Source organism: Bradyrhizobium elkanii USDA 76 (assembly GCF_023278185.1).
Lineage (GTDB): Bacteria > Pseudomonadota > Alphaproteobacteria > Rhizobiales > Xanthobacteraceae > Bradyrhizobium > Bradyrhizobium elkanii.
Map to the genome: position 1 here is coordinate 4,235,072 of NZ_CP066356.1, position 26,587 is coordinate 4,261,658.

The 26,587-nt window shown below is 65.3% G+C and carries 29 protein-coding genes, 1 tRNA gene and 1 riboswitch; of the genes, 16 read left to right on the forward strand and 14 right to left on the reverse strand.

Annotation, left to right across the window (positions count from 1 at the left end):
• Positions 1-118 precede the first annotated feature (118 nt).
• Positions 119-2,800: a PAS domain S-box protein gene (locus tag JEY66_RS20530; protein WP_018272083.1), complete on the forward strand. Its 2,682-nt coding sequence runs from the start codon at positions 119-121 to the stop codon at positions 2,798-2,800.
• 185 nt (positions 2,801-2,985) lie between these two features.
• On the opposite strand, the gene JEY66_RS20535 is transcribed toward JEY66_RS20530, so the two are convergent.
• A complete protein-coding gene (locus JEY66_RS20535; protein ID WP_026192881.1) occupies positions 2,986-3,336 on the reverse strand; it encodes a GrlR family regulatory protein in 351 nt (116 codons plus the stop codon).
• A gap of 237 nt (positions 3,337-3,573) precedes the next feature.
• Here JEY66_RS20535 and JEY66_RS20540 point away from each other — a divergent pair, with 237 nt between their 5' ends.
• Complete coding sequence (locus tag JEY66_RS20540) at positions 3,574-4,005, forward strand: hypothetical protein (protein ID WP_240537240.1); 432 nt, start codon at positions 3,574-3,576, stop codon at positions 4,003-4,005.
• Positions 4,006-4,020: 15 nt separating this feature from the next.
• On the opposite strand, the gene JEY66_RS20545 is transcribed toward JEY66_RS20540, so the two are convergent.
• The gene (locus tag JEY66_RS20545) at positions 4,021-4,404 is read right to left on the reverse strand and encodes a VOC family protein (protein ID WP_026192879.1); all 384 of its coding nucleotides are present in this window, start codon (positions 4,402-4,404) and stop codon (positions 4,021-4,023) included.
• A gap of 261 nt (positions 4,405-4,665) precedes the next feature.
• On the opposite strand from JEY66_RS20545, the gene JEY66_RS20550 reads away from it, so the two are divergent.
• Positions 4,666-5,304 (forward strand): hypothetical protein, encoded by a 639-nt coding sequence (locus JEY66_RS20550; protein ID WP_018272081.1) that lies wholly within the window; start codon positions 4,666-4,668, stop codon positions 5,302-5,304.
• Positions 5,305-5,517: 213 nt separating this feature from the next.
• A complete protein-coding gene (locus JEY66_RS20555; RefSeq protein WP_018272080.1) occupies positions 5,518-6,042 on the forward strand; it encodes a hypothetical protein in 525 nt (174 codons plus the stop codon).
• A 120-nt stretch (positions 6,043-6,162) separates the two neighbouring features.
• Here the strand turns inward: JEY66_RS20555 and JEY66_RS20560 are convergent, their stop codons facing one another.
• Positions 6,163-6,570, reverse strand: a complete 408-nt coding sequence (locus tag JEY66_RS20560) for a hypothetical protein (protein WP_018272079.1) — start codon at positions 6,568-6,570, stop codon at positions 6,163-6,165.
• A 220-nt stretch (positions 6,571-6,790) separates the two neighbouring features.
• Positions 6,791-6,870, forward strand: a riboswitch (ZMP/ZTP riboswitch).
• A gap of 15 nt (positions 6,871-6,885) precedes the next feature.
• Between JEY66_RS20560 and JEY66_RS20565 the strand changes: the two genes are divergently transcribed.
• The 6 genes from JEY66_RS20565 (at position 6,886) to JEY66_RS20590 (ending at position 11,065) form a co-directional block, all read left to right on the forward strand.
• Positions 6,886-7,749, forward strand: a complete 864-nt coding sequence (locus JEY66_RS20565; RefSeq protein WP_018272078.1) for a bifunctional methylenetetrahydrofolate dehydrogenase/methenyltetrahydrofolate cyclohydrolase — start codon at positions 6,886-6,888, stop codon at positions 7,747-7,749.
• 127 nt (positions 7,750-7,876) lie between these two features.
• Entirely contained in the window at positions 7,877-8,338 is a 462-nt protein-coding gene (locus tag JEY66_RS20570; protein ID WP_016846482.1) for a MaoC/PaaZ C-terminal domain-containing protein, read from the forward strand.
• Between the two features lie 211 nt (positions 8,339-8,549).
• Complete coding sequence (locus JEY66_RS20575; RefSeq protein ID WP_063710733.1) at positions 8,550-8,972, forward strand: zinc-ribbon domain containing protein; 423 nt, start codon at positions 8,550-8,552, stop codon at positions 8,970-8,972.
• Positions 8,973-9,195: 223 nt separating this feature from the next.
• Complete coding sequence (locus tag JEY66_RS20580; protein WP_016846480.1) at positions 9,196-9,489, forward strand: hypothetical protein; 294 nt, start codon at positions 9,196-9,198, stop codon at positions 9,487-9,489.
• A 239-nt stretch (positions 9,490-9,728) separates the two neighbouring features.
• A complete protein-coding gene (locus JEY66_RS20585; RefSeq protein WP_016846479.1) occupies positions 9,729-10,100 on the forward strand; it encodes an SANT/Myb-like DNA-binding domain-containing protein in 372 nt (123 codons plus the stop codon).
• Positions 10,101-10,282: 182 nt separating this feature from the next.
• Positions 10,283-11,065 (forward strand): class I SAM-dependent methyltransferase, encoded by a 783-nt coding sequence (locus tag JEY66_RS20590; protein WP_018272076.1) that lies wholly within the window; start codon positions 10,283-10,285, stop codon positions 11,063-11,065.
• A 26-nt stretch (positions 11,066-11,091) separates the two neighbouring features.
• On the opposite strand, the gene JEY66_RS20595 is transcribed toward JEY66_RS20590, so the two are convergent.
• Entirely contained in the window at positions 11,092-12,237 is a 1,146-nt protein-coding gene (locus JEY66_RS20595) for an alkane 1-monooxygenase (RefSeq protein WP_018272075.1), read from the reverse strand.
• Positions 12,238-12,396: 159 nt separating this feature from the next.
• Between JEY66_RS20595 and JEY66_RS20600 the strand changes: the two genes are divergently transcribed.
• On the forward strand, positions 12,397-13,407 hold the full coding sequence (locus JEY66_RS20600) for an AraC family transcriptional regulator (RefSeq protein ID WP_026192878.1): 1,011 nt from the start codon (positions 12,397-12,399) through the stop codon (positions 13,405-13,407).
• A 282-nt stretch (positions 13,408-13,689) separates the two neighbouring features.
• Here the strand turns inward: JEY66_RS20600 and JEY66_RS20605 are convergent.
• A tRNA-Arg gene (locus JEY66_RS20605) sits at positions 13,690-13,766 on the reverse strand.
• Positions 13,767-13,868: 102 nt separating this feature from the next.
• Positions 13,869-14,141, reverse strand: coding sequence for a hypothetical protein (locus JEY66_RS20610; protein ID WP_018272073.1), 273 nt, complete (start codon positions 14,139-14,141; stop codon positions 13,869-13,871).
• 212 nt (positions 14,142-14,353) lie between these two features.
• Here JEY66_RS20610 and JEY66_RS20615 point away from each other — a divergent pair, with 212 nt between their 5' ends.
• Positions 14,354-14,800 (forward strand): hypothetical protein, encoded by a 447-nt coding sequence (locus JEY66_RS20615; protein WP_018272072.1) that lies wholly within the window; start codon positions 14,354-14,356, stop codon positions 14,798-14,800.
• A 52-nt stretch (positions 14,801-14,852) separates the two neighbouring features.
• On the opposite strand, the gene JEY66_RS20620 is transcribed toward JEY66_RS20615, so the two are convergent.
• On the reverse strand, positions 14,853-17,165 hold the full coding sequence (locus JEY66_RS20620; RefSeq protein WP_018272071.1) for a cation:proton antiporter domain-containing protein: 2,313 nt from the start codon (positions 17,163-17,165) through the stop codon (positions 14,853-14,855).
• A 170-nt stretch (positions 17,166-17,335) separates the two neighbouring features.
• Between JEY66_RS20620 and JEY66_RS45155 the strand changes: the two genes are divergently transcribed.
• On the forward strand, positions 17,336-17,458 hold the full coding sequence (locus tag JEY66_RS45155; RefSeq protein ID WP_256438759.1) for a hypothetical protein: 123 nt from the start codon (positions 17,336-17,338) through the stop codon (positions 17,456-17,458).
• Positions 17,459-17,782: 324 nt separating this feature from the next.
• Here JEY66_RS45155 and JEY66_RS20625 read toward each other — a convergent pair whose 3' ends face one another.
• The 4 genes from JEY66_RS20625 to JEY66_RS20640 form a co-directional block, all read right to left on the reverse strand.
• Positions 17,783-18,085: a hypothetical protein gene (locus JEY66_RS20625; protein WP_018272069.1), complete on the reverse strand. Its 303-nt coding sequence runs from the start codon at positions 18,083-18,085 to the stop codon at positions 17,783-17,785.
• A 13-nt stretch (positions 18,086-18,098) separates the two neighbouring features.
• A complete protein-coding gene (locus tag JEY66_RS20630; RefSeq protein WP_016844440.1) occupies positions 18,099-18,317 on the reverse strand; it encodes a hypothetical protein in 219 nt (72 codons plus the stop codon).
• Between the two features lie 85 nt (positions 18,318-18,402).
• Positions 18,403-18,630 carry a hypothetical protein gene (locus tag JEY66_RS20635; protein WP_016844441.1) on the reverse strand — a complete coding sequence of 76 codons (228 nt, stop codon included), beginning with the start codon at positions 18,628-18,630 and terminating at the stop codon, positions 18,403-18,405.
• An 87-nt stretch (positions 18,631-18,717) separates the two neighbouring features.
• Entirely contained in the window at positions 18,718-19,539 is an 822-nt protein-coding gene (locus tag JEY66_RS20640; RefSeq protein WP_018272068.1) for an AraC family transcriptional regulator, read from the reverse strand.
• 117 nt (positions 19,540-19,656) lie between these two features.
• Between JEY66_RS20640 and JEY66_RS20645 the strand changes: the two genes are divergently transcribed.
• Together JEY66_RS20645 and JEY66_RS20650 are read left to right on the forward strand one after the other, a co-directional pair.
• Entirely contained in the window at positions 19,657-20,838 is a 1,182-nt protein-coding gene (locus tag JEY66_RS20645) for an MFS transporter (protein ID WP_018272067.1), read from the forward strand.
• Between the two features lie 10 nt (positions 20,839-20,848).
• The gene (locus tag JEY66_RS20650) at positions 20,849-21,352 is read left to right on the forward strand and encodes a hypothetical protein (RefSeq protein ID WP_240537239.1); all 504 of its coding nucleotides are present in this window, start codon (positions 20,849-20,851) and stop codon (positions 21,350-21,352) included.
• 30 nt (positions 21,353-21,382) lie between these two features.
• Here the strand turns inward: JEY66_RS20650 and JEY66_RS20655 are convergent, their stop codons facing one another.
• Positions 21,383-22,210, reverse strand: a complete 828-nt coding sequence (locus JEY66_RS20655) for a hypothetical protein (protein ID WP_026192876.1) — start codon at positions 22,208-22,210, stop codon at positions 21,383-21,385.
• 331 nt (positions 22,211-22,541) lie between these two features.
• Complete coding sequence (locus tag JEY66_RS20660; protein WP_018272065.1) at positions 22,542-23,831, reverse strand: IS4 family transposase; 1,290 nt, start codon at positions 23,829-23,831, stop codon at positions 22,542-22,544.
• A gap of 413 nt (positions 23,832-24,244) precedes the next feature.
• Between JEY66_RS20660 and JEY66_RS20665 the strand changes: the two genes are divergently transcribed.
• Complete coding sequence (locus JEY66_RS20665; protein ID WP_018272064.1) at positions 24,245-25,117, forward strand: DMT family transporter; 873 nt, start codon at positions 24,245-24,247, stop codon at positions 25,115-25,117.
• On the opposite strand, the gene JEY66_RS20670 is transcribed toward JEY66_RS20665, so the two are convergent.
• Positions 25,114-26,577 (reverse strand): cryptochrome/photolyase family protein, encoded by a 1,464-nt coding sequence (locus JEY66_RS20670; protein ID WP_018272063.1) that lies wholly within the window; start codon positions 26,575-26,577, stop codon positions 25,114-25,116. The two genes, JEY66_RS20665 and JEY66_RS20670, sit on opposite strands and share 4 nt — an antisense overlap.
• Positions 26,578-26,587: the final 10 nt, after the last annotated feature.

The window sequence follows — 26,587 nt, forward strand, 5'->3', positions numbered from 1 at the left end:
GTGGGCCGGGGGCAGGGGTGATACAGATCACACCGGCCGGCCCGGTCCTGCAGCATGTTTCCCCAAAATCCGTAATTTCCCGTATATTGGGGCCCATTGGACCCCGGCCCTTGATGACATGACCGCTGAATTGCCGCCGAATTCGCAAGCGCCGCGTGCGTTCTCCCTCTCCATTGGCCAGCTCACGTTCGGCAGCTTCCTGCTGGTCCTGGCTGTGATCATCATCACATCCACCGCCAGCGTGATCGCGATCCGCCACATCGATACGACCTTCGCCGAGCTGCAGCGGCTGCAGAGCGTCGGCGACATCGCCGAGGATATCGACCGCCGCATGAACGAGCTGCGGCTGGCGGCGCGCGACTTCGTCACCGAGCCGGGCAGCCAGTCGGTCCAGGTCGCGGAGGCGGCCCAGTCGCTGAGCGAGATCCTGAAAAAGACCCGCATCAAGCTGGCGCCCGAGCAGCAGGACATGATCGACGGCGTCACCCAGCGGCTGGCGACCTATCGCAACGGCATCGAGCGCATCTCGGCGCTGCTCAGCCGCCGCGCCGAGCTGGTCGCCGGGCTGCCGCCGCTGCGCGAGGCCTTCGACAAGGCGGTCGCCGCAAGCAACGATGCGGCGCTGGCCAATGCGCTGTCGCAATCCCAGAGCCGGATCGCCACCGCGCTGCTGGCGCACAATACGTCCGCCGCCGAGCAGGCCGCGCAGAGCATGCGGGCGATGACCATCTCCGATCCCGCGCTGCGCGGCGCCGTCGACGATTATGCCGAGGCGATCGTCGCGGTCTCGGTGCGCGAGGGCCAGATCGCCGACATCGACAAGGAGGTGCTCGGCGCCGAAGGCCGGCTGATCCAGAAGGTCACCGAGCTGCTCCGCGAGCTCAGCTCTCGCCGCGGCCACGTGCTGTCGCGCGATTTTGCCCGGACGCTGGCTGAAGCAAAATGGCAGAGCATCGTGCTCGGCACGGCGGGCGTGCTGATCGGCCTGTTCGCGTCGGTGCTGGTGGTTCGCCGCACCGTCCGCCCGCTCGCCAGGATCGCGGGCTCGATCCGCAAGGTTGCCGGCGGCGAGAAGAGCGCGTTCATTCCCGGCGCCGACCTCGACAACGAGATCGGTGACATCGCACGCGCCGCCGAAGTGTTCCGCCAGACCCTGGTCGACGCCGACAGCGCGCGCGAGGCGGCGCTGCGCGCGCTTGCCGAGCAGCGGCTCGCCGAGGAGAGCTACCACAAGCTGTTCGAGGCGTCGGTCGAGGGCATCTACGTCACGACGCCGGGCGGCGCGCTGCTCAACGCCAATCCGGCGCTGGCGCGGATGATGGGCTATGGCACGCCGCAAGACCTGATCAAGGGCATCGACGACATCGCCACCACCGTCTATGTCGATCCCGCGGCGCGCGAGCAGTACCAGCAGCTGATGCAGCGCGATGGCATGGTGCGCGACTACGAGTATCAGGTGCGCGCGAGCGACGGCACGGTGCTGTGGCTGTCCGATTCGGCGACCGTCGTCCGCAACGACGAAGGCGAGGTGATCCGCTACGAGGGCACGGTGCGCGACATCACCGACCAGAAGCGCGCCGAAGACGCGATCGCCGAAGGCCGGCGGCTGCTGCAGATGGTCATCGACACGGTGCCCGCCGTCATCAACGTCAAGGACCGCGACCTGCGCTACGTGCTGATGAACCGCTACATGGCCGGGATCTTCGGCATCGAGCCGCAGGACGCGATCGGCCAGACCACTGGCGACCTGATGTCGCGCTACGGCGCGGCGAAGACCGATGAGAACGACAAGCGCGTCCTGTCGGCGCGGCGCGAGCTCGGCTTCTATGAAGAGGAGTACAAGGACGTCGCCGGCAACATGCGGCAATGGCTGGTCAACAAGCTGCCGATCCTCGACGCGCAGGGCGACATCGAGAACATCGTCACGGTCGCGCTCGATATCGGCGAGCGCAAGCGCTCCGAGCAGGAGATGCGCAAGGCGAGGGATTCCGCGGAAGCCGCGCTGCGCAATCTGCGCGAAACCCAGAATTCGCTGATCGAGGCTGAAAAGCTCGCCGCGCTCGGCCGCCTGGTGGCCGGCGTCGCCCATGAGGTCAACAATCCCGTCGGGATCAGCCTGACGGTGGCGTCCGCGCTGGAGCGCAAGACCGCGAATTTCGCCACCCAGGTCGAGCGCGGCGACCTGCGCCGCTCCAGCCTCAACGATTTCCTGAACACGGCGCGCGATGCCTCCTCGCAACTCGTCGCCAATCTCAACCGCGCCGCGGAGCTGATCCAGTCGTTCAAGCAGGTCGCCGCCGACCGCAACTATTCCGACCAGCGCACCTTCGATCTCGGCGACCTCACCGAGCAGGTGGTGATGAGTCTGAGGCCCGGCCTGCGCAAGCACAACCTGACGCTCAACGTCGATTGCGAGCCGAACCTGATCATGAACTCCTATCCGGGACCGTATGGCCAGGTGCTGACCAATCTGTTCCTCAACGCGGTCGCGCATGCGTTCCCGGACGGTAAGGCCGGCGAGGTCGAGATCCAGGTCCACGCCGCCGGCGGCGACAATGTCGAGGTGATCTTCGCCGACAATGGCTGCGGCATGAGCCTCGACGTGCGCCGCCGCGCCTTCGATCCGTTCTTCACGACGCGGCGCGATCAGGGCGGCACCGGGCTCGGCCTGCACATCGTCTACAGCATCGTCACCACGCGGCTCGGCGGCCGGCTCTCGCTGGATTCCGCACCGGGCAACGGCACCCGCATCCAGATGATCCTGCCGCGCGTCGCGCCGCTGGAGCAGGCCGCGGAGTAGGCCGCACTATGGCTCAGACCGACTCGTGCGTTGTTCCGTCATCCTGAGGAGCGCGAAGCGCGTCTCGAAAGATGCTCGGCGCGCGCTGGTGGCCGTCGACCCTTCGAGACAAGGGCGCGCTCCTCCAGCGACAAAGGCAAAGCCTTTGCGCGGGGGTGACGGATCCAGCAGCGAGTTTCCAATCGCTAATTGATATCCGCGAGCTTGTGCAGCGTGGCGCCGAAGATCAGGCTCGCCTTGCCGACCAGTGCGGTGCCACTCATGGTACCGCGGGTATCGGTGAAGGTGCCGGAGACGCCGATGCCGACGGGCGCGGGCCCGCCGAACAGCGGGTTGTCGGTGTCGCGCGGTGTCGTGTGGCGTTGCACAAGGACTTCGCCCTTGAACGCATCGCCCTTCACCGTGTAGCTGCCGGTGTAGTAGAGATAGGCGTCGCCGCCCAGAATCTGGCCGTCGCGGAAGAGAATGACGCCGCTGCCCTTACCGACGCGACCGTCCAGCAGGGTGACGTGAATTGAGTAAAGTCCGTTCTTCATGACGTCCCGATTGCTGGCCGCCGCGCCCACGGCAAGCCAGTTGGTTTTTTATGCCAAAGCGAGCAACCTCGTGCAATGCGGCAGGTTGATTCCCGGGTGTTCCGCGTTCGGGTGACACCCTCGGTTCCTGCCAGGCAGTGTGACGGCGCGATGACAGCGGACCGTACGCGCGAATCAAAGTGGCCCGCGAAATGCATAGCTCTGGTTGCACTGGCCGGTGAGTGCTGGAGCAAACACATGTCTGACTGGATTGAATCCGGCGGCCATTGGGCACGCCCTCGCAGACTCAATGGAACTTCGGCCCGTCATGCGGGCCACGTCATCGTATTCCTCGGGTTGATAACGCTGGTGCTGGTTGCGGCCGTGCGAATCGCGCAAGCGCGCGATCCCGACGGCCGCTACGCCAATTCGCCGCTGAAGGAATGGTTCGACGGCCTGCGCAGCGGCAAAGGGCCGTGCTGTTCGGATGCCGACGGCACAGCGGTCAGCGATGTCGACTGGGAATCCAAGGACGGGCACTATCGTGTGCGCCTCGACGGGGCGTGGATCGATGTCCCCGACGAGGCCGTGGTCACCGAGCCCAACCGGGTCGGTCGCGCCATGGTCTGGCCGATTCCGAGCTACATGGGCGTGACGATCCGCTGCTTCATGCCCGGCAGCATGACTTAGCGCCGCACGCGTGGCTCAGACGTATTTCTGGTCGCGCTCGAGCAGTTCGATTGAGATGCCCTGCGGGCCGCGGATGAAGCAGATCCGCACGCCGGGGCGGATCGTGGTCGGCTCCTTGGTGAATTCGACGCCCTTGGCCTTGATCTCGGCCGCAACCGCGTCGATGTCCTTCACCGTGAGCCCGAAATGATCGAGCCCCTGATAGGGCGTCACCGGCGCGGCGTTGACGCCGTCGCCCTGGGTCACCTCGGCAATGAACACCTTGGCGCCGCCGAGCTGGACGTCGATGCGGCCGGGGCCGCGGATGATCTCGCCGCCGAGAATGTCGCGCAGCCAGGTCGCGGTGGCCTCGGGATCGGGACTGCGCAGGTGGACGTGGTCCCAGGTGACGACAGGCATTGCGATCTCCTTGTTGTTCTCGCGCCGCTTCGGCGCGCGGCACTCGCTCTCGGGCGGCGCGAACTTAGCGAGCGGCCGGCCGTGAGACCATCCCTCCGTGCTGCCGGCCGCAAGATTACCGTCCCGGAATGAAACCATTGCGGCCATCAGCGATTGTCTTTGCGTGGCCGCTCGACCTGCGGCCGACCCGGAAGTCGCACGGTGCGGCTTCCTCTCTGTGTGGGGGCGGCCCGATCAGGCCGCCAGGGTGAGGGCACGACGATGCGGATCGGCTTGGCGTCGTTTCGGAGGTTGGCCGCCGGACGTCTCGGTGAGGGGGGCTTCTACGCCGGCCTGCTACTGCCGCTGATCGCGCTCGCCGGGATCGCCGCCTGGTTCATGCTCCCCGAGCCGAGCGACGCCGGAGACCAGGATGTCTGGCCGGTGTCTTCCTCCATGGTCCGCACCGCGCAGAATGCCTCGACCGGCGCGCAACCGGCCCAAATCACAAATCAGGCCGCGAGGGATGCGCTGGCCGCACCGGCGGACGAGCCGACCACTGTCGGCGTGGCCACCGCCCCACAGGGGACAGAGGAGGCCAGGCCGTCCGGGCCTGGCGCTGAAAGGTCGCCGCTGGACAAGCTGCGGATCGCCTCGCAATCGTGGCGGCGCGGCGGGCTGGGTTCGAAGGCGCTCGTCACCCTGACGCTGCGCAATGCCAACGATTTCGCGGTCAAGGACATCGAGATCGCCTGCGCCTTCATCCGCCGGGACGGTCGGCCGCTGACCGAGCGCAAGCGGCTGATCTCCGACACCATCGCCATGAAAAGCCGCAAAACTTATTCGCGGATGTTGGTCGGATTCGTCAATGTTAACGCAAACAAGGCGAAATGTTCGGTCGTGACCGCGAGCCGCCTCTAATTCCCGGCATCTCGAAAAAGTGACCGCGAATTGACTTGTCGGGTGAACCGTAACGGCCGGACAGGAACTAACTAATAAACCAGCCGTTAGTGAGCGACCGGCAGCGCGGACAGCGTCCGGGTGATCATGCGCAGACGATGAAATCGCCCGCGCGATGACTTATGTCGTCGCGCCGAGATGAACCGCGCCCGCAGCGCGGGGGGAGCTACCAAAATGCCTGTGGCGCGTTATTTCCTGTTCGTTGGTGGCGTGCTGCTCGCGCTGCTCTTCGTCGTCAATGTCATCGTGCCGCAGGAGGCCGTGGTCGGCGGCCAGAACCAGGGCCTGTCGTCGCCGGGCGTCGACAAGACCATGGTGCGCATCAAGTCGATCCAGAAATTGCCCGAGCGGGTGGTCTACGACACCAATTTGCCGACCATCGTTCCGGCGCAGGTCAACGCGGTTGCCGCGGCCATGCCGTCGGCTACGGGCGACGCGTCGGCGCAAGCCCGCGTCCGCAATACGTTCGCCCAGTTCATTCCGCCGGAGAAGGCTGACGCGCAGAAGGTCGCGGCCGAGACAAAGCCGGCCGAGCAGCCCGCGCAGGCCCAGCCTCAGGCGCCGAAGAAGCGTAAGGTCGCGCGCTACCATGCCCATCCCCAGCAGCCGATGCGGCTGGCACAGCCCGGCATGTATCAGCCCTACCGCGTCGCGCAGCAGCAGCGCATGGGCTTCTTCGGTGGCTTCGGTACTTGGTAAGAAAGGCCGCCCGCAGCCGGCAATCGATCCGCCGCCGCAAGCACTTGCGGCGGCATTTTCATGTCCGGGATCAGGCGGGTGGCCGGATCCGCGACGGCGTCCGAGCGCCGCCCGCTACCTTTAGCGCGGCAGGCGCGGAATCTTGTCCGCGAAGCCGTTATAGCAGGTCAGCCGCTCGTCCTCCTCCTTCACGAAGCGGCAATCGTTGACGCCCTTGGCCGGGGCGGCCTTCGGCTTCGGCTGCGGCTTGAAGATCTCGTCGTAGCAGATCAGCCGTTCCTTGGTGGCGTCGTCGATGTCCTGACAGGCCTGAAGCTTCTGGGCGACCGATTGCGGCTTGTCGGGCGCGGCAGGCTTCTCGCCCTTCTTGGCGGCCGACTTCTTGCCGACCTGGACCAGCGGCTTGTCGCCGACCATCGGCTGCGAGGTCGCCGCCGGCTTGTCGGCGTCGGCGGGGGCCGGCGTGGTGCCTTGGGCAAGCGCGGCAGCCGGGCAGAAGAGCGCCAGCGCGAGGATGATATGTTTCATGTCGAAAATGTCCGAAATGGCGTGATGACCGGAAGGATGGCGCCGGGGATCGGAAAAGCCCGGCAAGCGCCGAGACTTAACGCAAGTCTTGCCCGAATCCTACCCCCAGAGGTGACCCGCCCGGCACCGATCCACCGGCAAAAAAGTGGGGGCAATTCGTCGCCGTTCGACCCGCGGGGAGAGCGTGAATTGCCTTTGCCCGGCGGGGTGGCTATGACGACGCCATCTGCGCGACTGGCGCTTGGATGGACCACCATCGGGGAGCGCAGAGACTGAACGCCGCGCGCCTGGGCACCGCTTCGAAACGGAGGTGCCATGACGGCGAACATTCTCGATGGGCATGCACATGCCCAAATTGTCATCGACAAGATTTCTGGCGAACTCGACCGGCTGCCCCGCGCGCCGGGGCTTGCGGTCGTGCTGGTCGGCTGCGACCCGGCGAGCCAGATCTATGTGCAGAGCAAGGTCAGGATGGCCGAACGGCTCGGCCTGCGCGGCGAGGTCGCACGCCTGCCGGATGATGCCAGCGAGGCCGATCTGCTTGCCAGAGTGGAGACGCTCAATGCGCGCGACGACATCGACGGCATCCTCGTGCAACTGCCGTTGCCGGCGCATATCGACGCCTTGCGCGTGATGGCGGCGGTCGATCCCGCCAAGGATGTCGACGGCCTGCATGCCCTGAACGCCGGCCGGCTGTTTCACGGCGACGATGCGCTGGTGCCGTGCACGCCGCTGGGCTGTCTCCGGCTGATCAAATCGACCCTGTCGGACCTCACCGGCGCGCATGCCGTGGTGATCGGCAGCTCCAACATCGTCGGCAAGCCGATGGCCGCGCTGCTGCTGCAGGAGCACGCGACCGTGACCCAGACTCATATCCACACCCGCGGCATCAGCAGGATCTGCCGCGAGGCCGACATCCTGGTGAGCGCGGTGGGCAAGGCCGGCCTCGTGCGCGGCGACTGGATCAAGCCGCAGGCCATCGTCATCGACGTCGGCACCACGCGCGTCGAGAAGCCGGACGGCGGCTATGCGGTGTGCGGCGACGTCTCGTTCGACGAGGCGGTGCAGGTCGCCGGCGCGATCACGCCGGTGCCGCGCGGCGTCGGCCCGATGACGATCGCCTGCCTGATGGAGAACACGGTGAAGGCCGCAAAGGCGAGGGCGGCCCGGCTGCAATAGCGCGGGATGCCTGCGGCGATATGCGCGCGGCGGTGTTGCTCGCGTATCGCGCGAAGTTTCATGACGTCCGGGGTAATGGAAAGCCCGCACCGTTCGTCTAGCATCGCGCGACAGATGGAGGCGCGCGATGCTGTATGCGGAAGATCTCACCGAGGGCCAGACGTTCGAGCTTGGCAGCTACACGATCGGCGAGGCCGAGATCCTGGAGTTCGCCGGGAAATATGATCCGGTGCCGATCCATACCGATCCCGTCGCGGCTGCGGCCGGCCCGTTCGGCGGCCTGATCGCAAGCGGCTTCAACACCATTGCGATCTATCAGCGGCTCGTCGTGGAGGCGATCTGGACCAAGGTGGCGGGGATCGTCGGGCGGAGCTTCGAGATTCGCCTGCCGAGCCCGGTTCGGCCCGGCGCCACGCTCACCGGCCAATCCCGGATCCAGAAGATCACCATCAGGCCTGAGCGGCGCGACGCCGTCGTGATCTTCAAGACGGAGCTGGTCAACGACGAGCAGCGCCCCGTTCTTGTCCTCGTGCTCGACGCGCTGATCCACATGCGGCCGGCGGAGCAGGGGCGGGCGCAGCTCGGCTGAGGGGCATCCCGAAGTCATCCGCCTCGGACCGCGGCCAACGCCGCCATGTGTTCCCCGCACGCGACTTGTCGTCGCGCAATGTTGCGGCAATTATGACAAGCTGGCGGCAGAACAGCAGCGCATCAATGACGTCATCATCGACGAGGTCGTGCTGCCCGGTATTCACTTTGTCGATGCGCCGAAGGCATTCGACCCAAACGGATGTGCCGACGTGAAACGCAGCAGGCAGACGCACGGAGGGATCGAAGCCAGGCGGCGCAAGGCGGAAGAATGGCGCCGCATCCAGACGCAACGCGCCGCTGAACGGCAACGTCTCCGCGACTACAAGATTGCGCTGGCGCGCGACGAGGTTGCCGTAGATACGACGCGGCTCGCACCATCGAACAGCTATTCGACTCCCGATTTCGTGCTGCGCGGAACCTATCGACCGGAGCCCTTCGTCTGCAAGGACTGCGGCGTTGCCGAGGTCTGGACGCCGTTGCAGCAGAAATGGTGGTACGAGACCGCCAAGGGCGATGTATTTACCGCGGCGGTGCGCTGCCGGGCCTGCCGCACCAGGGAGCGCGCGCGCAAATCCGCCGTACGCCGCGTGCATCTGGAAGGACTCGCAAGGAAGAAGCCTCGCGTCTCGTAGCGATGGGCGTGACTTCAGAGTCGCACTTCACATCTGATACGCGGGGAACCGGTGCGCAGGCGGTCAATGCGTCGCGCGTGCGGAACGTTTCGTTGCCTGATTGGTTCGAGACCTTGAAGCCCCCGGTGCGGGGTGCGGGCGGGGAGGAACCAGCCAAGGAAACTTGTCAAGGAAACCTGTCAAGGAAACCATTGCGGCCGGAACCAACGAGAAGGAGCAGCGGATGAAACTCAATTCCACGCAAGTCAAGCAGACCATGACGCAACTGAATGCCCAGGTGCTTCCGGACGATCACCCGGCCGTGGCGCAACTGAACAGCGTGTTCGGTGAGCACACATTCTTCGTCGACACCAGCGGGCTCAAGGTGCTTGAACCGGCCCAGACCTCCGACATGCCGGGGCAGACCGGCGAAGTCGTCAGTCTCGCCGAGTGGAGCGATCCGGAGCTGACCTCGCTTCGGCCGCACGAGCCCGAGCCGACCGGCGTGCTCATCGCACTTGAACCCAGCAAGCACTGAAGCGTTCCAGCGCGAAGTGGATACCGGTTCGCGCAAGCAAAACGCCACCAAGCAAGGGGATTGAGAGCATGATCCGATTCAATCGGATCATGCTCTTTGGGCTGCATCGCGCGGCACCCGCGCCTTCCTGATGGCGACAGCCCCGACGTCGCATCAAGAGGTGCCGAAAGTCACATGGCAAATCAGCGCCGCCTGCGTATGCATCGGTTTGAGATGGGTATCCAGGCGGTGAGGGGCAGATGGGGATCGTGCGGCGCTGGAGCCCTGACGAGGACGAGAAGCTCAGAGAACTCGCCAGGGCCGGCAAGAACGCTCTCGAGATCAGCAACGAACTGACCCGCAGCGCTTCGGCCGTGCGCCGGCGCGCCGAGGTCCTGTCGGTCCTGATCATGGCAAAGGCGTTTCGCGCGCGCCCCTCGCATGTCGCCACCCATCTCGAGCGGGTCGCGATCGACGCGATCCGCAACCGCCGCCCGTTTCCCGCGGGCGTCGGCCCGAGCACCATTGCCGGAATGATCGAGAAGGGCTGGATCGTCCCGGAGATGGGGCGCAGATACAACGTGACCGACGCCGGCGTGGAGGCCGTGCGGCGGAAGATTCCGAGCGGCTGAGAGCGGAGCAGGCTGCGCGTTCGAAGCACTGCGCCGAAGCGGCTCGGCCGGCGCGGTGCGAGCGGGCGGCTATTCGACACCGAACGCAAGATTTTGCGCTCGAGACGGCTGCCTGGTCCGTTCAATGATTGGAGGCGCGACGACCAGCGGTCTCCCGTCCGCCCTCCGATCTGATCGCCCCGATGCTCAACGCCCAGCAAGCCCAAGCCGACCGATACCAGCGTTTCGCCGATCTTGCGCCTTTCATCCGCGAGGCGATCGGTACCATCGGCGCATTGACCTCGGCTCAGCGGACCAACGTGGACTTCCTCGAACGCGAATTCATCCCGGCGCTGGGGCTCAATGACGAACTGCTTCATGAGCAGCCGCCGGAGCTGCCGCCGAACTTCGGCAAGGGCCTCCACCTCTGGCAATATCCGAACCAGCTTGCGCCCTACCTCGCCTGGCTCGCGCGCAACGCGTCCGGCGTCTCCTCGTACATGGAAATCGGCTGCCGCTGGGGCGGCATGTTCATCCTGGTTACGGAATGGCTCAGGAACAGCGGCGCCGACCTCAAGACCGTGATTGCACTCGATCCGATCGCGCCGACGCCGTTTCTCTCGGCCTATTTCGATCTGCCGCAGCAGCAGGCCGCTATCGAACCGATCTACATGCAGGATGTTTCAACCTCGCCGCTGGTCGGTGCGCATGTCGACCGGCTGAAGCCGGACTTCGTCTTTATCGACGGCGATCACAGCCTGCGCGGCGCACTACGGGATCATCTGCTGGTGCGTTCCCGCGCCCGCATCATCGTGCATCACGACATCCATTCCCAAGCCTGTCCCGATACCACGCTGCTCTGGAAGGCGCTGAAGCAGTTCGAGGCGCCGAGCTTCGATATGTTCGAATTCACCAGCCAGTATCCGTCGGTCAATGGCTCTTTCCTCGGCATCGGCGCCATGAAGCGGCGATCGGCGCAGATGTAGGACCGGGAGCCGTGCAATCGCCGCGATCACGAACTCGCGGGCCGATCTCGGAGGTTCAGCTTGCTCTTGTCGCCGCCGGCCCAGGCCAATGTCTTCGGATCCATCACGCGGAACCAGAGCGGCGGGATCGCCGCCAGCCCGAACATGCCGGTGTAACCGTTCGGCAGCCGCGGGATGTCGTCGAAATCGCGGAGCGACTGATAGGGACGCATCGGGTTGGCGTGGTGGTCGGAGTGACGTTGCAGGTGGAACGTCATCAGGTTCGAGACGATGTGGTTGGTATTCCATGAGTGGCGCGGCTCGACCGCCTGGTAGCGGCCGTTCGGCAGCTTCTCGCGCAGCAACCCGTAATGCTCGACATAGTTGGCCTGGGTCAGCGCGTACCAGCCAAGGAAATGGTGCGCGACGATGAACGGCGCGACCTTCCAGCCGAACAGCGCGATCAGGATGGCCGCGACGACGAGCGTCAGCGCAAAGCCCTGCAGGATCTCGTTGTTGACCGACCAGACCGGCTCGCCGCGCCGGGTCAGCCGTTCAGCCTCGTTGCGCCAGCCGCGCTTGAACGCACCCGGCAGCTCGCGCGTTGCGAACGCATAGATCGATTCACCGAAGCGCGCGCTGGCGGGGTCCTCGGGGGTTGCGACCCAGGTGTGATGGCCGCGATTGTGCTCGACGCGGAAATGCGCGTAGCCCACCGCGCAGTTGGCGAGCATGCCGAACAGGATGTTGAGCCTGTCCGGCTTGTGGCCGAGCTCGTGCCCGATCAGGAGCGCACCGCCATTGATGGTGCCGACGCCGAGCAGCAAGGCGACATAGGACCACCACGGCAGATCCTGGGTGCCGAAGAAGGCGATCAGCGCGACGTAGTTGATCCAGGGAAACACCACGGTGATGCGCGCGAGCCGCAGGTAATAGGGATCGGCCTCCATCGCGGCGACCACTTCCGCCGGCGGATTGTGGGTGTCTTCGCCGAACACGACGTCGAGCAGCGGGATCAGGATGAAGATGAAAACGAAGGGGATCAGCGTCACCAGCGGATTGTGCGTCCGCAGGAACAGCCAGTAGGACAACAGCGGGATCAGCGGCGGAATGAACGAGAGCATCCAGAGATAGCGTTTGCCGTCCCGGTAGGTGATGGTTTCCCCAGCAGCATTGGTGCCCGTGAAGATCATCGCATTCCCTCCAGTCTCTTGCGAGGCGGCGTTCGCCGTTGTTGGGCCAAGCATGCCGCGAGGCGGGCCTGCGCCGCCAGTTCACAACAGGCCAATTTTGTGGCATTTTGCGCCAAGCCTGTTCGGCCGGTCGTTCGCAAGGGGAAGGTCGCCGACGCCATGCACGGATCGGAATCCGATGCCCTTCGCACGCCGGTGTCCGCGGCTTATGCGCGGGCGCTGGTGCGGGCCTTTGGCCAGACGCGAAGCGACCGCGACGAACTGCTGAAGGGTACCGGAATTCGGCTCGAGGCGCTCGACCAGCCCGGCGCTCACATGCCGGTATCCTCGCTGGTGGTGCTGGCGGCCAACATCACCCGCCGGCATGGCGAGCTGTGGCCATTGTCGGCCGCGGCGGTCTGGTCGACATCGCTGCAAGGCGCGCTCGACGTCGCGACCAGGACGGCGCCGACCATCGCGGATGCGTTGGCGACCGGCGCGCGCTTCGGGTCGACCCGCGCGCCCTTCGTCCGCAATCGGCTGCGCAAGACCGCGCGCGCGATCCAGATTGAAATCTCTCCCGCGGTCAAGATGGACGGAGCGCTGTGGCACGCCGTGGCGCTGGCGGTCAGCCTCAACGTGCACGCCGTGTACGTCCAGCTGCTCGAGGATTCGATCGGGCAGGCGACGCTGCAATTTCCCTGGCCGCCACCTGCGGGCGCGGAGCGGCTGCTCGAGCATTATTCCTGCGTGGTGAAGTTCAACGCTGCCGCCTTCATCTTCGAGGTGCCGAAAGCGCTTGGCGCGCGGCCGTCGCCGTTTGCCGATCCGCAATTGCACGCCAAGGCGATCGAAGCGCTCGAGGCGATCGAGAATCCGCAGCCCGACACCGCGGCGCTGGCGGGGATCGTCGAGCGCCTGATCGCGGCGCGCCTGCCGCAGCGCCTGGCTGAGGAGGAGGCCGCGCGCCTCGTCGGCACCTCGCGGCGAACGCTGGTGCGGCGGCTCGCCGAGACCGGCAGCGCCTTCCGCCCGCTGCTCGATGGCGTACTGCGCGAGCGCGCGAGGATCATGCTCGCGGCAGGCGCCCAATCGCGCGACGAGATGGCGGCCGCGCTCGGCTACACCGATGCGACGAGCTTCAGCCGGGCGTGCCGGCGGTGGTTCGGAGAGAGGGGCGGGCGGGGTTAGGGCACAGTCGATGGCCTGCGCGAGCCCACAGATCCCAGTGGAGGGTACGCAGACTCAACGATGCCTATCCCCCGTCAATGCGTATGCAGGGCGTCGTAGGCGTGGGCAAAAAACACAGCGGCGCTGAGGAGCAACAGCGCGACAATGGTCGCTTCCATCATGACACTTCCCCATTATTGTTTGGGTAGATGCTACCGGTGAAATGTTTCCGCCCGGTTTCGTCCGCTGATGAAAATGGTTTCGTGGCTGCCGTCGCACGCTGGCGCGGGGGCGTCCAAATGATGGCGCGCTCGGAGAGATTCGAACTCCCGACCCTCGGAATCGAAATCCGATGCTCTATCCAGCTGAGCTACGAGCGCGTTGCGGGTCGATTATCAGACTTGGGCGGGGAGGGCCAGCAGCCACGGAGCGCGGCACCCGGCGGTGCCCGCGCGTCCCGGCGGCCCTCTCCCTTACAGTCGTCAGAAGCAGGGATGCCGGCGGTGGTCCTGGCCGATATAGGCGGCCGCGCTCTGATAGCACTTGTTGCGCGCGGGGCCGTCGTAATAGGCGAAGCTGCCGGCAGTTGGGCCGGGGCCGTAATTGTGCAGATAGCTGATGTGGTAGGGCAGGCCCCAATGGGCGTGGTGGTGATGCCGGTGGTGGCGCGGATGGGCCGTGAGGTCGGCCGCAGCCGCCGGGGTCAGGGCCATCACGGCCAGAGCGAGGGCGGCGAAAAGCTTGGTCTTGGTCATGGGCGGCCTCCGGGCATTTACGGGAATCGGCATTGAGGGCCGCCCCAAGGCCCATTTAACCCGGAATCGGGGCCAAAAGCTGCGGGAAATCAGTCACAGCGCGCCAAATTTTGCCTTTTTGCGGATGCTTAACGGATTGCCAACACAGTCCGGCCAGAGTCTTGCGGTCAGGTCCGCCCGGGCCCGGCCTTTCCCGCGGTTTCGAACGATCCATGCGCATCACGCCCCTTGTCGCCTTGCTGCTCTCGGTTCTGGCCGCGACGCCCGCGCGGGCGGTGCTGCACATCACGCGCGACCATGGCGGCTATGTCGAGGAGTACAAGGCCAAGTACAAGCAGATCCGCGAGCGCCGCGAGCGCGTCGTGATCGACGGCATCTGCAACTCGGCCTGCACGCTGGTGTTCGGCATCGTGCCGCTGAACAAGATCTGCGTCACGCCGCGGGCCAGCATCGGCTTCCACCAGGCCTACTACGACAAGGCCTTCACCTTCGGCATCAAGGTCACCAGCCTCGAGGGCACCTCCGACCTGATGTCCTACTACCCCGACACGGTGAAGGACTGGATCCGCCGCAATGGCGGCCTCACCACCGAGATGAAGAAGATCAAGAACGGGGTCGATCTCTGGAAGATCGTCGACCCCTGTCCGGAAGAGTGGTAGGCGCGCGCGCTCCGAACCTCCGTCCTCAGGTCTTTGTTTGAAGTCTTCGGCTTCAAGTCTTGGGCCTGACGTCGCCATCCGACACCAGCAGTACGGACGCCTTCGACTTGCCGAGCACGGCCGCGGCGATGCTGCCGAAATTCAGGCTGTCGCCCTGGATGCGGTCGACGCCGATCACGACGAGGTCGGCCCGGCTTGACGCGATCTCCTGCAGGATCGCGACCTCAGGCGCGGTGTTGGCGCGTAGCCGCGTCGTCACGTTGATGTCGTAGCGCGCCGCGGTCGCCGCGATGTCCTTCAGGATCGCTTCCTCATGCGCCAGCGACATGCTGGGACCGGTGCGGCGGGCCCCCTTGTCGCGCGTGGTCGAGACGTAGACCACCTGCAGCGGCTCGCTCGAGAGGCGCGCCAGCGCGATCGCGACCTCGGCGCCGCGCCGCGAGACGTTGCTGCCCGAGACCGGCACCAGGATCTTCCGCGCATTCGCCGTCGGCTCCTTCTCGTGCACGCCCTTGGCGGCCGCGATCGCCAGCGGGCCGTCGAAGCCGGAGGCGAGGTCGTCGAGCCGCCTGTCGAAGCCGCCATCGGGGCCGGCGACCGCGTCCATGCCGACCACCAGCAGGTCGAAGCCCTTTCTGGCTTCCTCGGCAATCGCCTCCGCTGCCGTCTCCTCGCGGGCGCGGCTGATGACGTCGACACTGCCGCCGCCGTCGGCATCGGCTTCGGCGCTCGCCTTGGCCGCGCTGATGACCGCCGCTTCGGGGCTCTCCTCATCGGCGCGGTTTTTCTCTTGCAGCTTGGCGTTGGCGCCGACATGCAGCACCGTGATCGGCAGGCCGCGCCCGCCGGCGAGCTGGCCGGCGAGATGCGCGGCGAATGTCGCATTGCTGCTCTCGTCGACCGCGAGCAGCAGTCGCTCGAGATTGGCGACAAAGCCGCGCTGCTCATATTCCTCGCGCTCCAGCCGCTCCTTCTCGTCCTGGCCGAGCGGCAGCCGCGCCAGCGCGCTGCGCAGCATCGGCGGCATCGCCATCGTGGTCAGGATCGCCATGGTCACGATCATCGAGAACATGGTCTGGCTCAGCACCCCCATCGACAGGCCGATGGTGGCGATGATCACCTCGGTCGAGCCGCGCGCATTCATGCCGCTCGCCAGCGCATACGATTCCCGCCGGGTCAGCCCGCCCAGCGCGCCGCCGAAAAAGGCGCCGCCGAACTTGCCGATGCTCGCGATCAGGACCAGCGCCGCGGTCAGCCCCAGCACCGACGGATCCTTCAGCACGGTGAGATCGGCGCTGAGACCGGCGAGCCCGAAGAATACCGGCATGAACAGACTTGAGATCAGCCCGCGCAGCCGCTCGTCGATCTGCCGGGTCAGGATCGGGGATTCTCCGACCAGCACGCCGGCGATGAAGGCGCCGAGCACGGTGTGCACGCCGATCAGGTGCGTGATCATCGCCATCGCGCACATCAACAGCAGGATTACGGTGATCACCGCGGCCGAAGAGACCAGATGGTCGTTGGCCCAACGGATCAGCCGGAACACCAGCCGCCGGCCGATCGTGAAGCTGATCGCGAGGAAGGCCAGCGTGCCGAACAGCGCCTGCGCGACCGAGAGGATGTCGAGACTGCCGCGCGAGGCGAGGCTGAAGATGACGGCGATGATGATCCAGCCGAGGGTGTCGTCGATGATCGCGCTGGCGACGATGATCTGGCCGACATTGCGGCGCATGAAGTTCATTTCGCGCACCACAACGGCGACGATCTTCACCGAGGAGATCGACAGCGCCGTGCCGAGAAACAGCGAGGCGATCGGCCGCGCTTCGGGATGCGGCAGCAGGCCGCCGGGGAGCAATTCGCCGAGCGCGAAGCCGCAGACAAAAGGCACCGCGATGCCAGCGACCGAGATCGTGGTCGCGGCGCGGCCGACCTTGCGCACCAGCTTGAGGTCGGTGTCCATGCCCGTCAGCAGCAACAGGAGCAGGATGCCGAACTGTGCAATGCCGTCGATCAGCGCCCTCTGCTCGCCGGACGGCGGAAAGATCACGCTATGCGCCGACGGCCACAGCCAGCCGAACAGCGATGGTCCGAGCAGCAGGCCGCCGAGCAGCTCGCCGATCACGGAGGGCTGGCCGATCCGCTGCATCAATTCGCCGAGGCTGCGCCCGACCGCGATCAGGAGCGCGATCTGGACGAGCAGGATGTACTCGGATGGCTTGCTCGCCTTGTCGCCCGCAGCGTCGGCTGCCGTGATGCTCACGAGCAGGATGACGGTCGCCCAAATCGCCGGTTGAAGCCGCCCCCAGCGGATCACCATGGCATCTCCGATTTCCAATTCCAGCGCGGCCCGGCCGGCTTGCCGCATGCGGTCAACGCCCGGGTTCCGAAAGTGATCCACCGGGTCAGATTTTGGAACGGAGGCACCGGCGGTTCGTTTCGCTCATGACGCGTTCATCCCGGTGATGCGAATGTCTCCATGAGCGAGCCTAACCGCCGGAGCGGCTGCGACTCGGCTCGCGCGAACGGGAGGCTGCAATGGCAACCAGATCCAATCTTTCGAAGGCTGAACTCGCGCGTAGCGTTGCCGGCGCCACATCGGCATTGGTGCTTAGCGCGCTCGTCCTGTTCGTCGCCGCGCATCACCTGAGCGGCGGATAGGCAGGCGGCGCGTGCCGCGCCGATCCTTCACAGCAGGAAGGTCCCGATCAGGAGACCGGCCGCAAATGCCCAAAGCCCGAGGGTGCAGGCCGATATGACCCGGACGAGATTGCGCAGATCCACGTCCTGCCAGCTGCTATGGGACCGATACGTCAATTGCAGGCACCCCCTGCGGTGGCCGCCTTGCTTCCTAGCCTGACAGCCTGTTCCCGATAGGTGCCCAAATGAAGGCAACCAATAGTGGCGCCCGATCACGCATTTGCGAGGCACCGCCTCAAGGCGCCCGGTATTTCCTTCCTGGCGGCGAAATGATGCCCGTCCGGATCAGGCCGCCCGGCGTTTGCGGGTGCGGGCCGCCTTTTTCGCCGAGCGCGACCGCTCCGCGGCGGGACGGCCCGCGGCCGCCTTGCCGCCGAGCTTGCCGCCCTTGCGCGATGGGGAATGATCCTCGCGCGTGCCGCGGCCGGAGCCGCTCTTCTTGCCGCCGTGGGTCTCCTTGTTGACGGTCGCCCATGCCCGCCGCTCGGCCTCGCGGCTGGAAATGCCGCGCTGCTCGTAGCCTTCCTCGATGTGCTCGGCCTGCCGCTTCTGCTTGTCGGTGTAGCTCGACTTGTCGCCTCTGGGCATTGCGCTCTCCTGTCTATTTTGATCGAGACGTCCGCCGGGCTTCGCCCGGGTCGTCGTCCGGCTCGACGACCTCGAATCTGGACCGGCTGAAGCGGCCCAATCCGCTGAGCTCGTAATAGCCGTCACGTTCGATATCCCTTGTCACCTCGTAGACGCGCCCGAGCGAGAGCGTGTCCCGCTGCAACGTGTTGTCGACGCAGCGAACGTGAAAAATCTTGCCGGTTTCGGCCATGCGCTCATCCTGAATTGTTGGTCTGGTTCGGCGTTACTTATCGCGCAACGTCACGATCGCAACCGGCAGCCCTGCCGTGGGCCGATCACGAAATCTCGTTCGGCAATTTCCATTCGGGCGCCGGCTCGCAGACTTCACCGTCGTCAGGAATCTGCTTCATGTGATAGCCGGCCGGCAGCACCTGTCCCGGAGCCTCATCCGCGACCGGAACATCGAAGACCAGCCCGGAGACCAGTGCATGTTCCCACGCCTGCTTCTCCGTCGGAAAGGCCTTGTCGATTTGTCTGTCGCGATCGAACAGCGCATAGGGCATCTGGCATCCTCGAGCATTGGCTTGGCGCAGGCGGCTCGCCTGTCGTTCGCCCGATATGTCGAAAACGTCCGTGGCTGACCGGTGTTCCTAAATTCGCCCGCCAGCCGCGAAGGCCGATCCGCTACCTTGCATGATATCGCTGAGATATCTCGCCGGTGGCTTGCCGAGCGCCTTCTTGAACATGGTGATGAAGGCTGTGACGGACTCATAGCCGAGTGCGGACGAGACCTGCTGAACGCTCGCGCCGGCGGAGAGTTCGCGCAACGCGACGATCAAATGCAGTTGCTGGCGCCAGCGCCCGAATGTCAGGCCGGTTTCTCTCAGGATGAGACGCGCCAGAGTGCTCTCGCTCAGCGCCACGCGTTCGGCCCATTCGGCCATCGTGCGCCGATCGGCCGGATCGTCGGCGAGCGCTGCCGCGATCCGTCGCAAGCGTGGCTCGGGCGAGATCGGCAGATGCAGCTGCTGCAGTGGCATGCGCGGCAATTCGCTCAGCAGCAATTGCGCAACGAGCGTCTCGCTGCCGCCGTCCTGCTGCATGCGATCGGAAAACTCGATGATCAGTTCGCGCAGCAACGGCGAGATCGACAATGTGCAGCAGCGATCGGGCAGGTCGGCGGCACCGGGCTCGATGAAGACGAAGAAGATCCGCGCATTGGCGGTTGCGATATTGGTGTGGCGCGTGCCGCCGGGAAGCCAGACGCCGCAATGCGGCGGCACCATCCACAATCCGTTCGGAACGCGGCACATCACGCCGCCGCCGAGCGCAAAGACGAGCTGTCCCTTCCGGTGCGCGTGCTCGGCCGCCTCGACCTTGTTTTCGGTGACGTCGAGGCGCACGGCGATGGCCGCCGCTGCGACGTCATCCGGATCAAGGTCCGGCCAGGGATAGCGAAGTTGAAAGCCCATAACGGAGCTGGAAACCTGTCGCGTGACTGAATTTAGCGATCGATAGAACAGATATGTAAATTCTTCCGGTAGCCAAGTCGATAGCTTCGCGCATGCAGATGGGCAGGAGAGCATGCGATGACGATGATTGCGCCGATGCGCACGCTGGGCGGGCAGGGGCTGTTGTTGACGGGGATCCTGCTGATCGCCTCGACGCTCCGCGCGCCCATTACCGGCGTCGCGCCGATGCTCGGCATGATCGGTGAGACCAGCGGGATCGGCGCGGCGGAGGCCGGGATCCTGACGACGCTGCCCTTGCTGGCATTCGCGGCGATCTCTCCGGTTGCAGCTGTGCTCGGGCGCAAATGGGGCATCGAACGGTCGCTGTTCGGTGCGCTGCTTGTCATCGCGGCCGGGATCGCGCTGCGCTCGTCCGGTCCGGTCTGGGCGCTGTTCGCCGGCACCGCCACCATTGGCGCCGGAATCGCCGTTGGAAATGTGCTGCTGCCGAGCCTGCTCAAGCGGGACTTTCCGACCCGCATCGCCAGCCTGACCGGCGCTTACGCGATCACGTCCGCATTGGCCCAGGCGCTCGCATCTGTCGTCGCAATCCCGCTCGCCCAATTACCGGGATCGAACTGGCATCTCTCGCTTGCGAGCACGCTGATCTTTCCGTTGGTGGCGCTGATAGCCTGGGCACCCCAGCTGGGGACGCACGCGGCCCCGACGGTCGAGCCGGCCTCGTCGCCGCGCGGGCGCATCTGGCACTCGCTGCTCGCCTGGCAGGTGACCGGCTTCCTCGGCCTGACCTCGCTCGTGTTCTACATCATCGTCGGATGGCTGCCCGCCATCCTCGTGCAGGCAGCCTACCCGGCGGCGACGGCGGGTATGCTGCACGGCGTGCTGCAATTGGCGACCGCGGTCCCCGGCCTGATCCTCGGGCCAATGGTCCGGCGCATGAAGGACCAGCGCGGCATCGCGATTGCAGTGTCGCTTGCGACCTGCGTCTCGCTGCTGGGATTGTGGCAGCTTCCGGCGCTCGCAATGCTGTGGGTCGCGCTGTTCGGCTTCGGGGCGGGTGCTGCCTTCATCCTCGGCTTGACATTCGTCAGCCTGCGAACCTCGCACAGCCACCAGGCGGCCGCGCTGTCGGGCATGGCGCAGTGCCTCGGCTACTCGCTCGCCGCTGCGGGCTCGCCGCTCGCCGGATTTGCCCATGATGCGACCGGAGGCTGGGAGGTTGCGCTCGCGTGCTGCGCCGTCGCGACGGTGCTGATGGCCGTCCTGGGCCGATCAGCCGGCCGCGCGGCGACAATCTGATTGTCGTTCGATGCGAAATATCGCGAGCCGGATCCGGCTCGCAACAAGGCGTGGCGAGGGCCGGTCGGTTGTCTGCGCTGCAGGCGCGCGCTACAGAAGGCGGGAAGCCTCACAAGCAAGAGCCAAGGGAAAAGTGTCGTTGAGAATATCTGCCAGCACGCGCATCGTGATCGGATCGACGCTCTTTGCCTTGGCGTCGAGCGCATTCCTTTTTCTGGTTCCTCCGAGTCCGATCGACAGAAACCTGTTGCGTGGCGCCTTCCGTCTTTACAAGGGATATGCGTATCTCATCCCCGTCAAATACGTGGACGGCACGCTCGAGACTGCCCGATTGTACGAAGACGACCAGCTGCTCGGGCCCGCGAACACGGCCCAGCAAGAGATCATCGACAAGGGTGCCGGCCGATTCGCATTTTACCGGGACACCTGGAATTACTTCGGCCCGGCCTTGATGTTCTCGACAAGCGACAACACCGACCCGAATACCAACGGCAGGAAGTATCATCTCAGATGACGAACTGACCCGCGCTGTGTCCGGCTGTCGTCACGTCGTGCGTATCACGCCCAGTTCCTTCGACCGTTGGAGAAGAGCCGGCCGGTAAGGCGGGGAGGGATCGTCGTCGTCAGGGATGGCGCAATGGCCGAACTCCTGCTGGATGCGCCGGATCTCCACAACCCGATCGTTCAACCGCTGCAGATGTTCAAGCGATGTTGCCTTCCAGTAGCGGAAGGTGTCGAGCGTAATCGGCACGAAGGCGGTGCCGAACAGCGTTGGATCGGGCACGACGGTCCGCCCGAGCAGCAGGTAGCGGTCCTGACCGACGATGACGAGGGTGGCATACGGCCGCCCTTCACTTACCCTGAGGCCCTTCAACGAAAGTTCGCTCAGCTTGCTGAAATAGGGTTCCTCGCGCCAGCGGTCGGGATCATCGAGGTCGACCTGCACATTCAGCGCGTCGAGCCCGAAATGCGGCACCATGCCCGTGGTCTCGGGAAACCAATCATCATCGAGGTGGCCTTGCAGCCAGGCACAGCTGAATGAGCGGCACTGCCGGGGACGCTCGTGGTAGATCTCGCATCCACCGCCCGCCAGGATGTGGCTGCAGACCGTATTCACCGGCTTGCCGAGATCGGTCACCTCAAGCACCTTGCAGCAGAGGGTGCATGATCCACATTGCCTGACCGTCGGAGCCACGGGAAAGCCGAGGGCCCACGAGCCCTGTCGTTCGCGGAGGAGCAGCTTCTGCTTCTCCAAGGTGCTCAGTGCACGCTCGACCTTGAGGCGCGACAATCTGGTCACGCCGATAATATCTTTCGTCGTCGTCGCGCCGCTCTCGACCGCCCGAACGATGACCAACGCCACTTGATCCATTGTTTTTCTTCTTGTCCGGCTCGTGGCCGGCTCTTCTTGCAGTGTTTTTGGCCGCCGGTATTCGGCGACGGTAGATTCCAGTGCAACCCGGAACGTGCCGCGACCGACGGCTGCGAGATTCCACCGAAGCGTATCGGCGAGGGCGGCATGTCGCATCCGATAAACGTGCATGGCATCCCTGAGGACAAATCGTCGTGATTGCAGCGATAGGCGTTGGGTCCGCGAGCGTCTGCAAGGTCGGAGTGGTCTCGTGTCATCGGCAATGTCGCGAGAATGCGAATGTGTGGCTAGCAGACCGTGCAGCACGTTCAGTGTCGTCCCTGCGAAAGCACTAGGGCATGCACATATCTCTGAGGCTCCATCCTGCTGCGACGGCCAGGAAGTATTCGAGGCCATTTTTGAAGGTGATGGGGCCTGGAGGTTTAGACGACGGGTAGCCGTCCCAACCGCCAAGGCGGCCGATGATCCAGGCTGCCCAGGTGAGGCTGTCGGGCGGATGTGGGTTTTTCAGTCGCTTGCTCCTGGCCTCGAGTTGCCGGTTGAGGGCGGCAAGCGCGTTGATCTCGTTGTCGTTGAAGGCAACGCGAATGGGCTGCTGACCGCCATCGCGCGCTTGCAGAAGCTGGATGGTGATGACGGCTGCCCTGGCGGCGATAGCGACCAGTTTGAGGAGACGATCGGCGGTTCCGATCTGGCTGTCTTCGAGCTTGAGGCCTTGCGTCTTCAGGATGCGGAAGAACTGCTCGATGATCCAGCGCTGCTTGTACCATTCGACGATACGCCAGGCGTCGTCGACGGTGGCGATCTCGTGAGAGGTGATCAGACGCCAGTGCAGCGGCTCTGCGCCGGGCCCGGCATTGATCTCGCACACGTCGACCACCGCCAGCGGCAAGCTTTTCGGCAAATGGCGCAGGAACTTGCTCTGCGGGCGGGCAAGCTCGATTGCGCCAAAGCGGAGTTCGAGATGGGCCTGACGTGCCGGTCGCGCCGCGCGCGCAGGCAGTTGGATCGCCCTCCGATCCACCACAGGCATGGCGTCGGTGGCCTCATACAGGCCGGTGCGGTCGGCAAGCTTGCGATCATGCATGCTGCGCGCGATGACATGGAAGTGCTGCTCGGCCGAGCTGGCATAAAGGGCAAAGATATCGCTCTCGCGATCACCGAGGACCGTCACCGTTCCGGCAGCGGTGAGCAGCGGCTTGGCCGCAATGGCGGTGGATATCCAGCGTTGCGATTCCTTGTCAGACAAGTCACGTGCGTCATGCGTCGTGGTGCGACGCCCCTGGCGCGTCCATACCTGCCCACTCAAAAGTCCAAGACAGCTGCCATCGTCGGCATCCACGGCCAGCAGCGGATGCAGCAGCACGCCGTGGTTATTGCCCTTGCCGATTTCGCCGAGCCCGCGCCGGCGTTGCGGCGTGGTGTTGAAGTGGATCTCGCTGCTGTCCTGGATCGCCAGCACATGGCGGCCCTCTACCGCGGCAACCGTGCTGTCGCCCCAGCTTTCGATGATCCGCTCCGCCGTCACCTTGTCGTGGCCGAGAAAGCGGTTGAACCGCACCTCCAGCGCACGATCACCCCTGGAAAGCCGCCGCAGGCAGACCGTCTTGCCCGCAACCATGCGTTCGACGAGCGCCGCCCCCCTTTATCGAGACGACGATCCCCGAACCGTCCTAACGTCCAGTCAATTCGTAACAACACCCGACACCCCCGTCCAACCTGGAGCGTCGCAATAGAAATCACACGGATCGCCGATTCTGGAATCCCCTGTCTCCATCCCGAGTCAATCCGCCGCACCAAATACGTGCATGCTCTAGTGCGAAAGCAGGGACCCATAACCACCGATGGTTATCGTTGAAGGCCGCTGGAACGACGAGTCCCTTTCACAACATCCGCCGCGGAGTATGGGTCCCTGCTTTCGCAGGGACGACACTGTGGGTGAGGCGCCATCTGCTTACAGCCGCGGGCTCGCCCGCCACCCTCGTTAAATTCGCGATTGCTGGCTGCCTCATCTTCAGGCAATGACGGCCTGCAATGAACAAGAGCTTCGAGGAAACTGCCGCTCGTCTGGCGCCGGCGATCTTTGTCGTGCTGTGGAGCACCGGATTCATCGGCACCAAATACGTCATCAACAATGCGGAGCCGCTGACCTATCTGGCGATCCGGATGGCGTTCGTGGTGGTGGTGATGGCGGTCATCGCCGCGATCGCGCGGCCGAACTGGCCGGATCGGACAGGCATCTTTCACAGCGCGGTCGCCGGCATCCTAGTGCACGGCTTCTATCTCGGCGGCACTGCGATTGCAATCGCGCATTCGGTTCCGGCGGGGCTGTCGGCCTTGATCCCGGGCCTGCAGCCGATCCTGACCTCGACTATCGCCAACCGCTGGCTGGGCGAGCGCGTCACGCCGCTGCAATGGGGCGGGCTGGTGCTCGGCCTCGCCGGCGTCGTCTTGATCCTGCACAACCGGCCGATGACGGGCGAGGCGGGGTGGGGCTGGCTCGCCTCCGGCGTCTCGCTGATCAGCATCACCTTGGGCACGCTCTATCAACGGCGCTATTGCAACCGGATCGACTGGCGCGCCGGCAATCTGGTGCAGTACATCGCGGTCACGATCTTCTTCGGCATCGGCGCCTTTGTGTTCGAGACCAATGTCGTGCATTGGACCGGCGAGTTCGTGCTGGCGCTGGCCTGGCTGGTGTTCGCGCTGTCGATCGGCTCGATCGGGCTGTTGTACTGGCTGATCCGTCACCACGCCGCGACCTCGGTCGCGAGCCTGTTCTATCTGGTGCCGGCGGTGACCGCTCTGATGGCCTACATCCTGTTCGACGAGCGGTTGGATCATGTCGCCATCGCCGGCATGGCCGCCTGCGCCGCGGCGGTGCTGCTGGTCAATCGCCGCGCTTAGTCTTTGCGACGGATCTTCGCGTAAGCTGCAAGCGCGCGTTCGCGCCCCTGCTTGTGATCGACGATCGGCAGCGGGTAGGTCTTGCCGAGCTCGACGGCGGCGCTCGCCAGCTCGATCGGCGTCGCGGTCCATGGCTGGTGGATCAGATCGTCGGGCAATTGCGCGAGCTCCGGCACCCAGCGCCTGACATAGCCGCCGTCGGGGTCGAATTTCTCGCCCTGCAGGACCGGATTGAAGACGCGGAAATAGGGCGCGGCATCGGCGCCGCAGCCCGCGACCCATTGCCAGTTCGCCGGATTGGAGCCGGCATCGGCATCGACCAGCGTATCCCAGAACCATTGTTCGCCTGTGCGCCAGTCGATCAGGAGATGCTTGACCAGGAACGAGGCCGCCACCATCCGCACCCGGTTGTGCATCACGCCGCTGTGCCAGAGCTCGCGCATGCCGGCATCGACGATCGGATAGCCGGTGAGTCCGCGCTGCCACGCCTCCAAGGCTAGAGCGTTGCGCTTCCACGGAAAGGCATCGAACTGCTCCTGCAAGTTCCGATCCGCCATGTCGGGGACGTCGAACAGTAGGTGGCGGCAGAACTCACGCCAGCCGAGCTCGCTGAGGAACTTGTCGATGTCGCCGGCAAGGCGCGAGTCTTCCGCGGCGGCGAAGCGTGCGGCATGCCAGACCTGCCGCGGGCTGATCTCGCCGAAGCGCAGATGCGGCGACAGGCGCGAGGTGCCGTCGCGGTCCGGCCGGTCGCGGTCGCCGGTGTAGCCGCTGATCCCCTCATCGAGGAATCGCTTCAGCCGCGCCTGTGCCGCGGTTTCACCCGGTGTCCAGGTCTCGCGCAGGCCGCCGGCCCAATCCGGCCCGTCAGGCTCGAGCTTCCAATCATCGAGGGCGTCGCTCGCGATGCCGCCGATGGATGTGAGTCTCCTCGGCGCCGGCAACGGCTTTGGCGGATCGCCGAGGCCTTGGATGCGCCGCCAGAACGGCGTGAACACGCGCAAGGCCCGGTTGTTCTTGTTGCGGATCGCCTTCGGTTCGACGAGCAGATCGCCGCGGAAAATTTGCGAGTCGATGCTGTCACTTGCGAGCGCTGCTTCGACTTCTCTGGCAACGGCCTGATGCGGCGCATGCGCGATGTCGTTCCAGAATACGGCGCGTGCGCCGATTTCGCGCGCCACCGTGGCGATCACCGACGCGGCCGGTCCGGTGCGCAGCACCAGCGATCCGCCTGCCATGGTGAGGCTCTTGCCAAGTGCGCGCAACGACTGCGCCAGCCACCAGCGCGTCGCACCCCCGAGCCGACGTACGGCCGGCGGCATCAATGCACGGCTCTCTTCGTCATGCACATAGAGGCCGACGACCGACGCGCCGCTTGCCGCCGCCTCATGCAACGCCGGGTGATCCGACAGCCGCAGATCGTCGCGAAACCAGACGATGATTGGCTGTGCGCGGGTCACCCGGACGCAG

Coding starts and splice junctions, on each gene's coding strand:
- JEY66_RS20530 (WP_018272083.1), top strand. CDS start 119: ATGACCGCTGAATTGCCGCCGAATTCGCAAGCGCCGCGTGCGTTCTCC.
- JEY66_RS20535 (WP_026192881.1), bottom strand. CDS start 3,336: ATGAAGAACGGACTTTACTCAATTCACGTCACCCTGCTGGACGGTCGC.
- JEY66_RS20540 (WP_240537240.1), top strand. CDS start 3,574: ATGTCTGACTGGATTGAATCCGGCGGCCATTGGGCACGCCCTCGCAGA.
- JEY66_RS20545 (WP_026192879.1), bottom strand. CDS start 4,404: ATGCCTGTCGTCACCTGGGACCACGTCCACCTGCGCAGTCCCGATCCC.
- JEY66_RS20550 (WP_018272081.1), top strand. CDS start 4,666: ATGCGGATCGGCTTGGCGTCGTTTCGGAGGTTGGCCGCCGGACGTCTC.
- JEY66_RS20555 (WP_018272080.1), top strand. CDS start 5,518: ATGCCTGTGGCGCGTTATTTCCTGTTCGTTGGTGGCGTGCTGCTCGCG.
- JEY66_RS20560 (WP_018272079.1), bottom strand. CDS start 6,570: ATGAAACATATCATCCTCGCGCTGGCGCTCTTCTGCCCGGCTGCCGCG.
- JEY66_RS20565 (WP_018272078.1), top strand. CDS start 6,886: ATGACGGCGAACATTCTCGATGGGCATGCACATGCCCAAATTGTCATC.
- JEY66_RS20570 (WP_016846482.1), top strand. CDS start 7,877: ATGCTGTATGCGGAAGATCTCACCGAGGGCCAGACGTTCGAGCTTGGC.
- JEY66_RS20580 (WP_016846480.1), top strand. CDS start 9,196: ATGAAACTCAATTCCACGCAAGTCAAGCAGACCATGACGCAACTGAAT.
- JEY66_RS20585 (WP_016846479.1), top strand. CDS start 9,729: ATGGGGATCGTGCGGCGCTGGAGCCCTGACGAGGACGAGAAGCTCAGA.
- JEY66_RS20590 (WP_018272076.1), top strand. CDS start 10,283: ATGCTCAACGCCCAGCAAGCCCAAGCCGACCGATACCAGCGTTTCGCC.
- JEY66_RS20595 (WP_018272075.1), bottom strand. CDS start 12,237: ATGATCTTCACGGGCACCAATGCTGCTGGGGAAACCATCACCTACCGG.
- JEY66_RS20600 (WP_026192878.1), top strand. CDS start 12,397: ATGCACGGATCGGAATCCGATGCCCTTCGCACGCCGGTGTCCGCGGCT.
- JEY66_RS20610 (WP_018272073.1), bottom strand. CDS start 14,141: ATGACCAAGACCAAGCTTTTCGCCGCCCTCGCTCTGGCCGTGATGGCC.
- JEY66_RS20615 (WP_018272072.1), top strand. CDS start 14,354: ATGCGCATCACGCCCCTTGTCGCCTTGCTGCTCTCGGTTCTGGCCGCG.
- JEY66_RS20620 (WP_018272071.1), bottom strand. CDS start 17,165: ATGCGGCAAGCCGGCCGGGCCGCGCTGGAATTGGAAATCGGAGATGCC.
- JEY66_RS45155 (WP_256438759.1), top strand. CDS start 17,336: ATGGCAACCAGATCCAATCTTTCGAAGGCTGAACTCGCGCGTAGCGTT.
- JEY66_RS20625 (WP_018272069.1), bottom strand. CDS start 18,085: ATGCCCAGAGGCGACAAGTCGAGCTACACCGACAAGCAGAAGCGGCAG.
- JEY66_RS20630 (WP_016844440.1), bottom strand. CDS start 18,317: ATGGCCGAAACCGGCAAGATTTTTCACGTTCGCTGCGTCGACAACACG.
- JEY66_RS20635 (WP_016844441.1), bottom strand. CDS start 18,630: ATGCCCTATGCGCTGTTCGATCGCGACAGACAAATCGACAAGGCCTTT.
- JEY66_RS20640 (WP_018272068.1), bottom strand. CDS start 19,539: ATGGGCTTTCAACTTCGCTATCCCTGGCCGGACCTTGATCCGGATGAC.
- JEY66_RS20645 (WP_018272067.1), top strand. CDS start 19,657: ATGACGATGATTGCGCCGATGCGCACGCTGGGCGGGCAGGGGCTGTTG.
- JEY66_RS20650 (WP_240537239.1), top strand. CDS start 20,849: ATGCGAAATATCGCGAGCCGGATCCGGCTCGCAACAAGGCGTGGCGAG.
- JEY66_RS20655 (WP_026192876.1), bottom strand. CDS start 22,210: ATGGATCAAGTGGCGTTGGTCATCGTTCGGGCGGTCGAGAGCGGCGCG.
- JEY66_RS20660 (WP_018272065.1), bottom strand. CDS start 23,831: ATGGTTGCGGGCAAGACGGTCTGCCTGCGGCGGCTTTCCAGGGGTGAT.
- JEY66_RS20665 (WP_018272064.1), top strand. CDS start 24,245: ATGAACAAGAGCTTCGAGGAAACTGCCGCTCGTCTGGCGCCGGCGATC.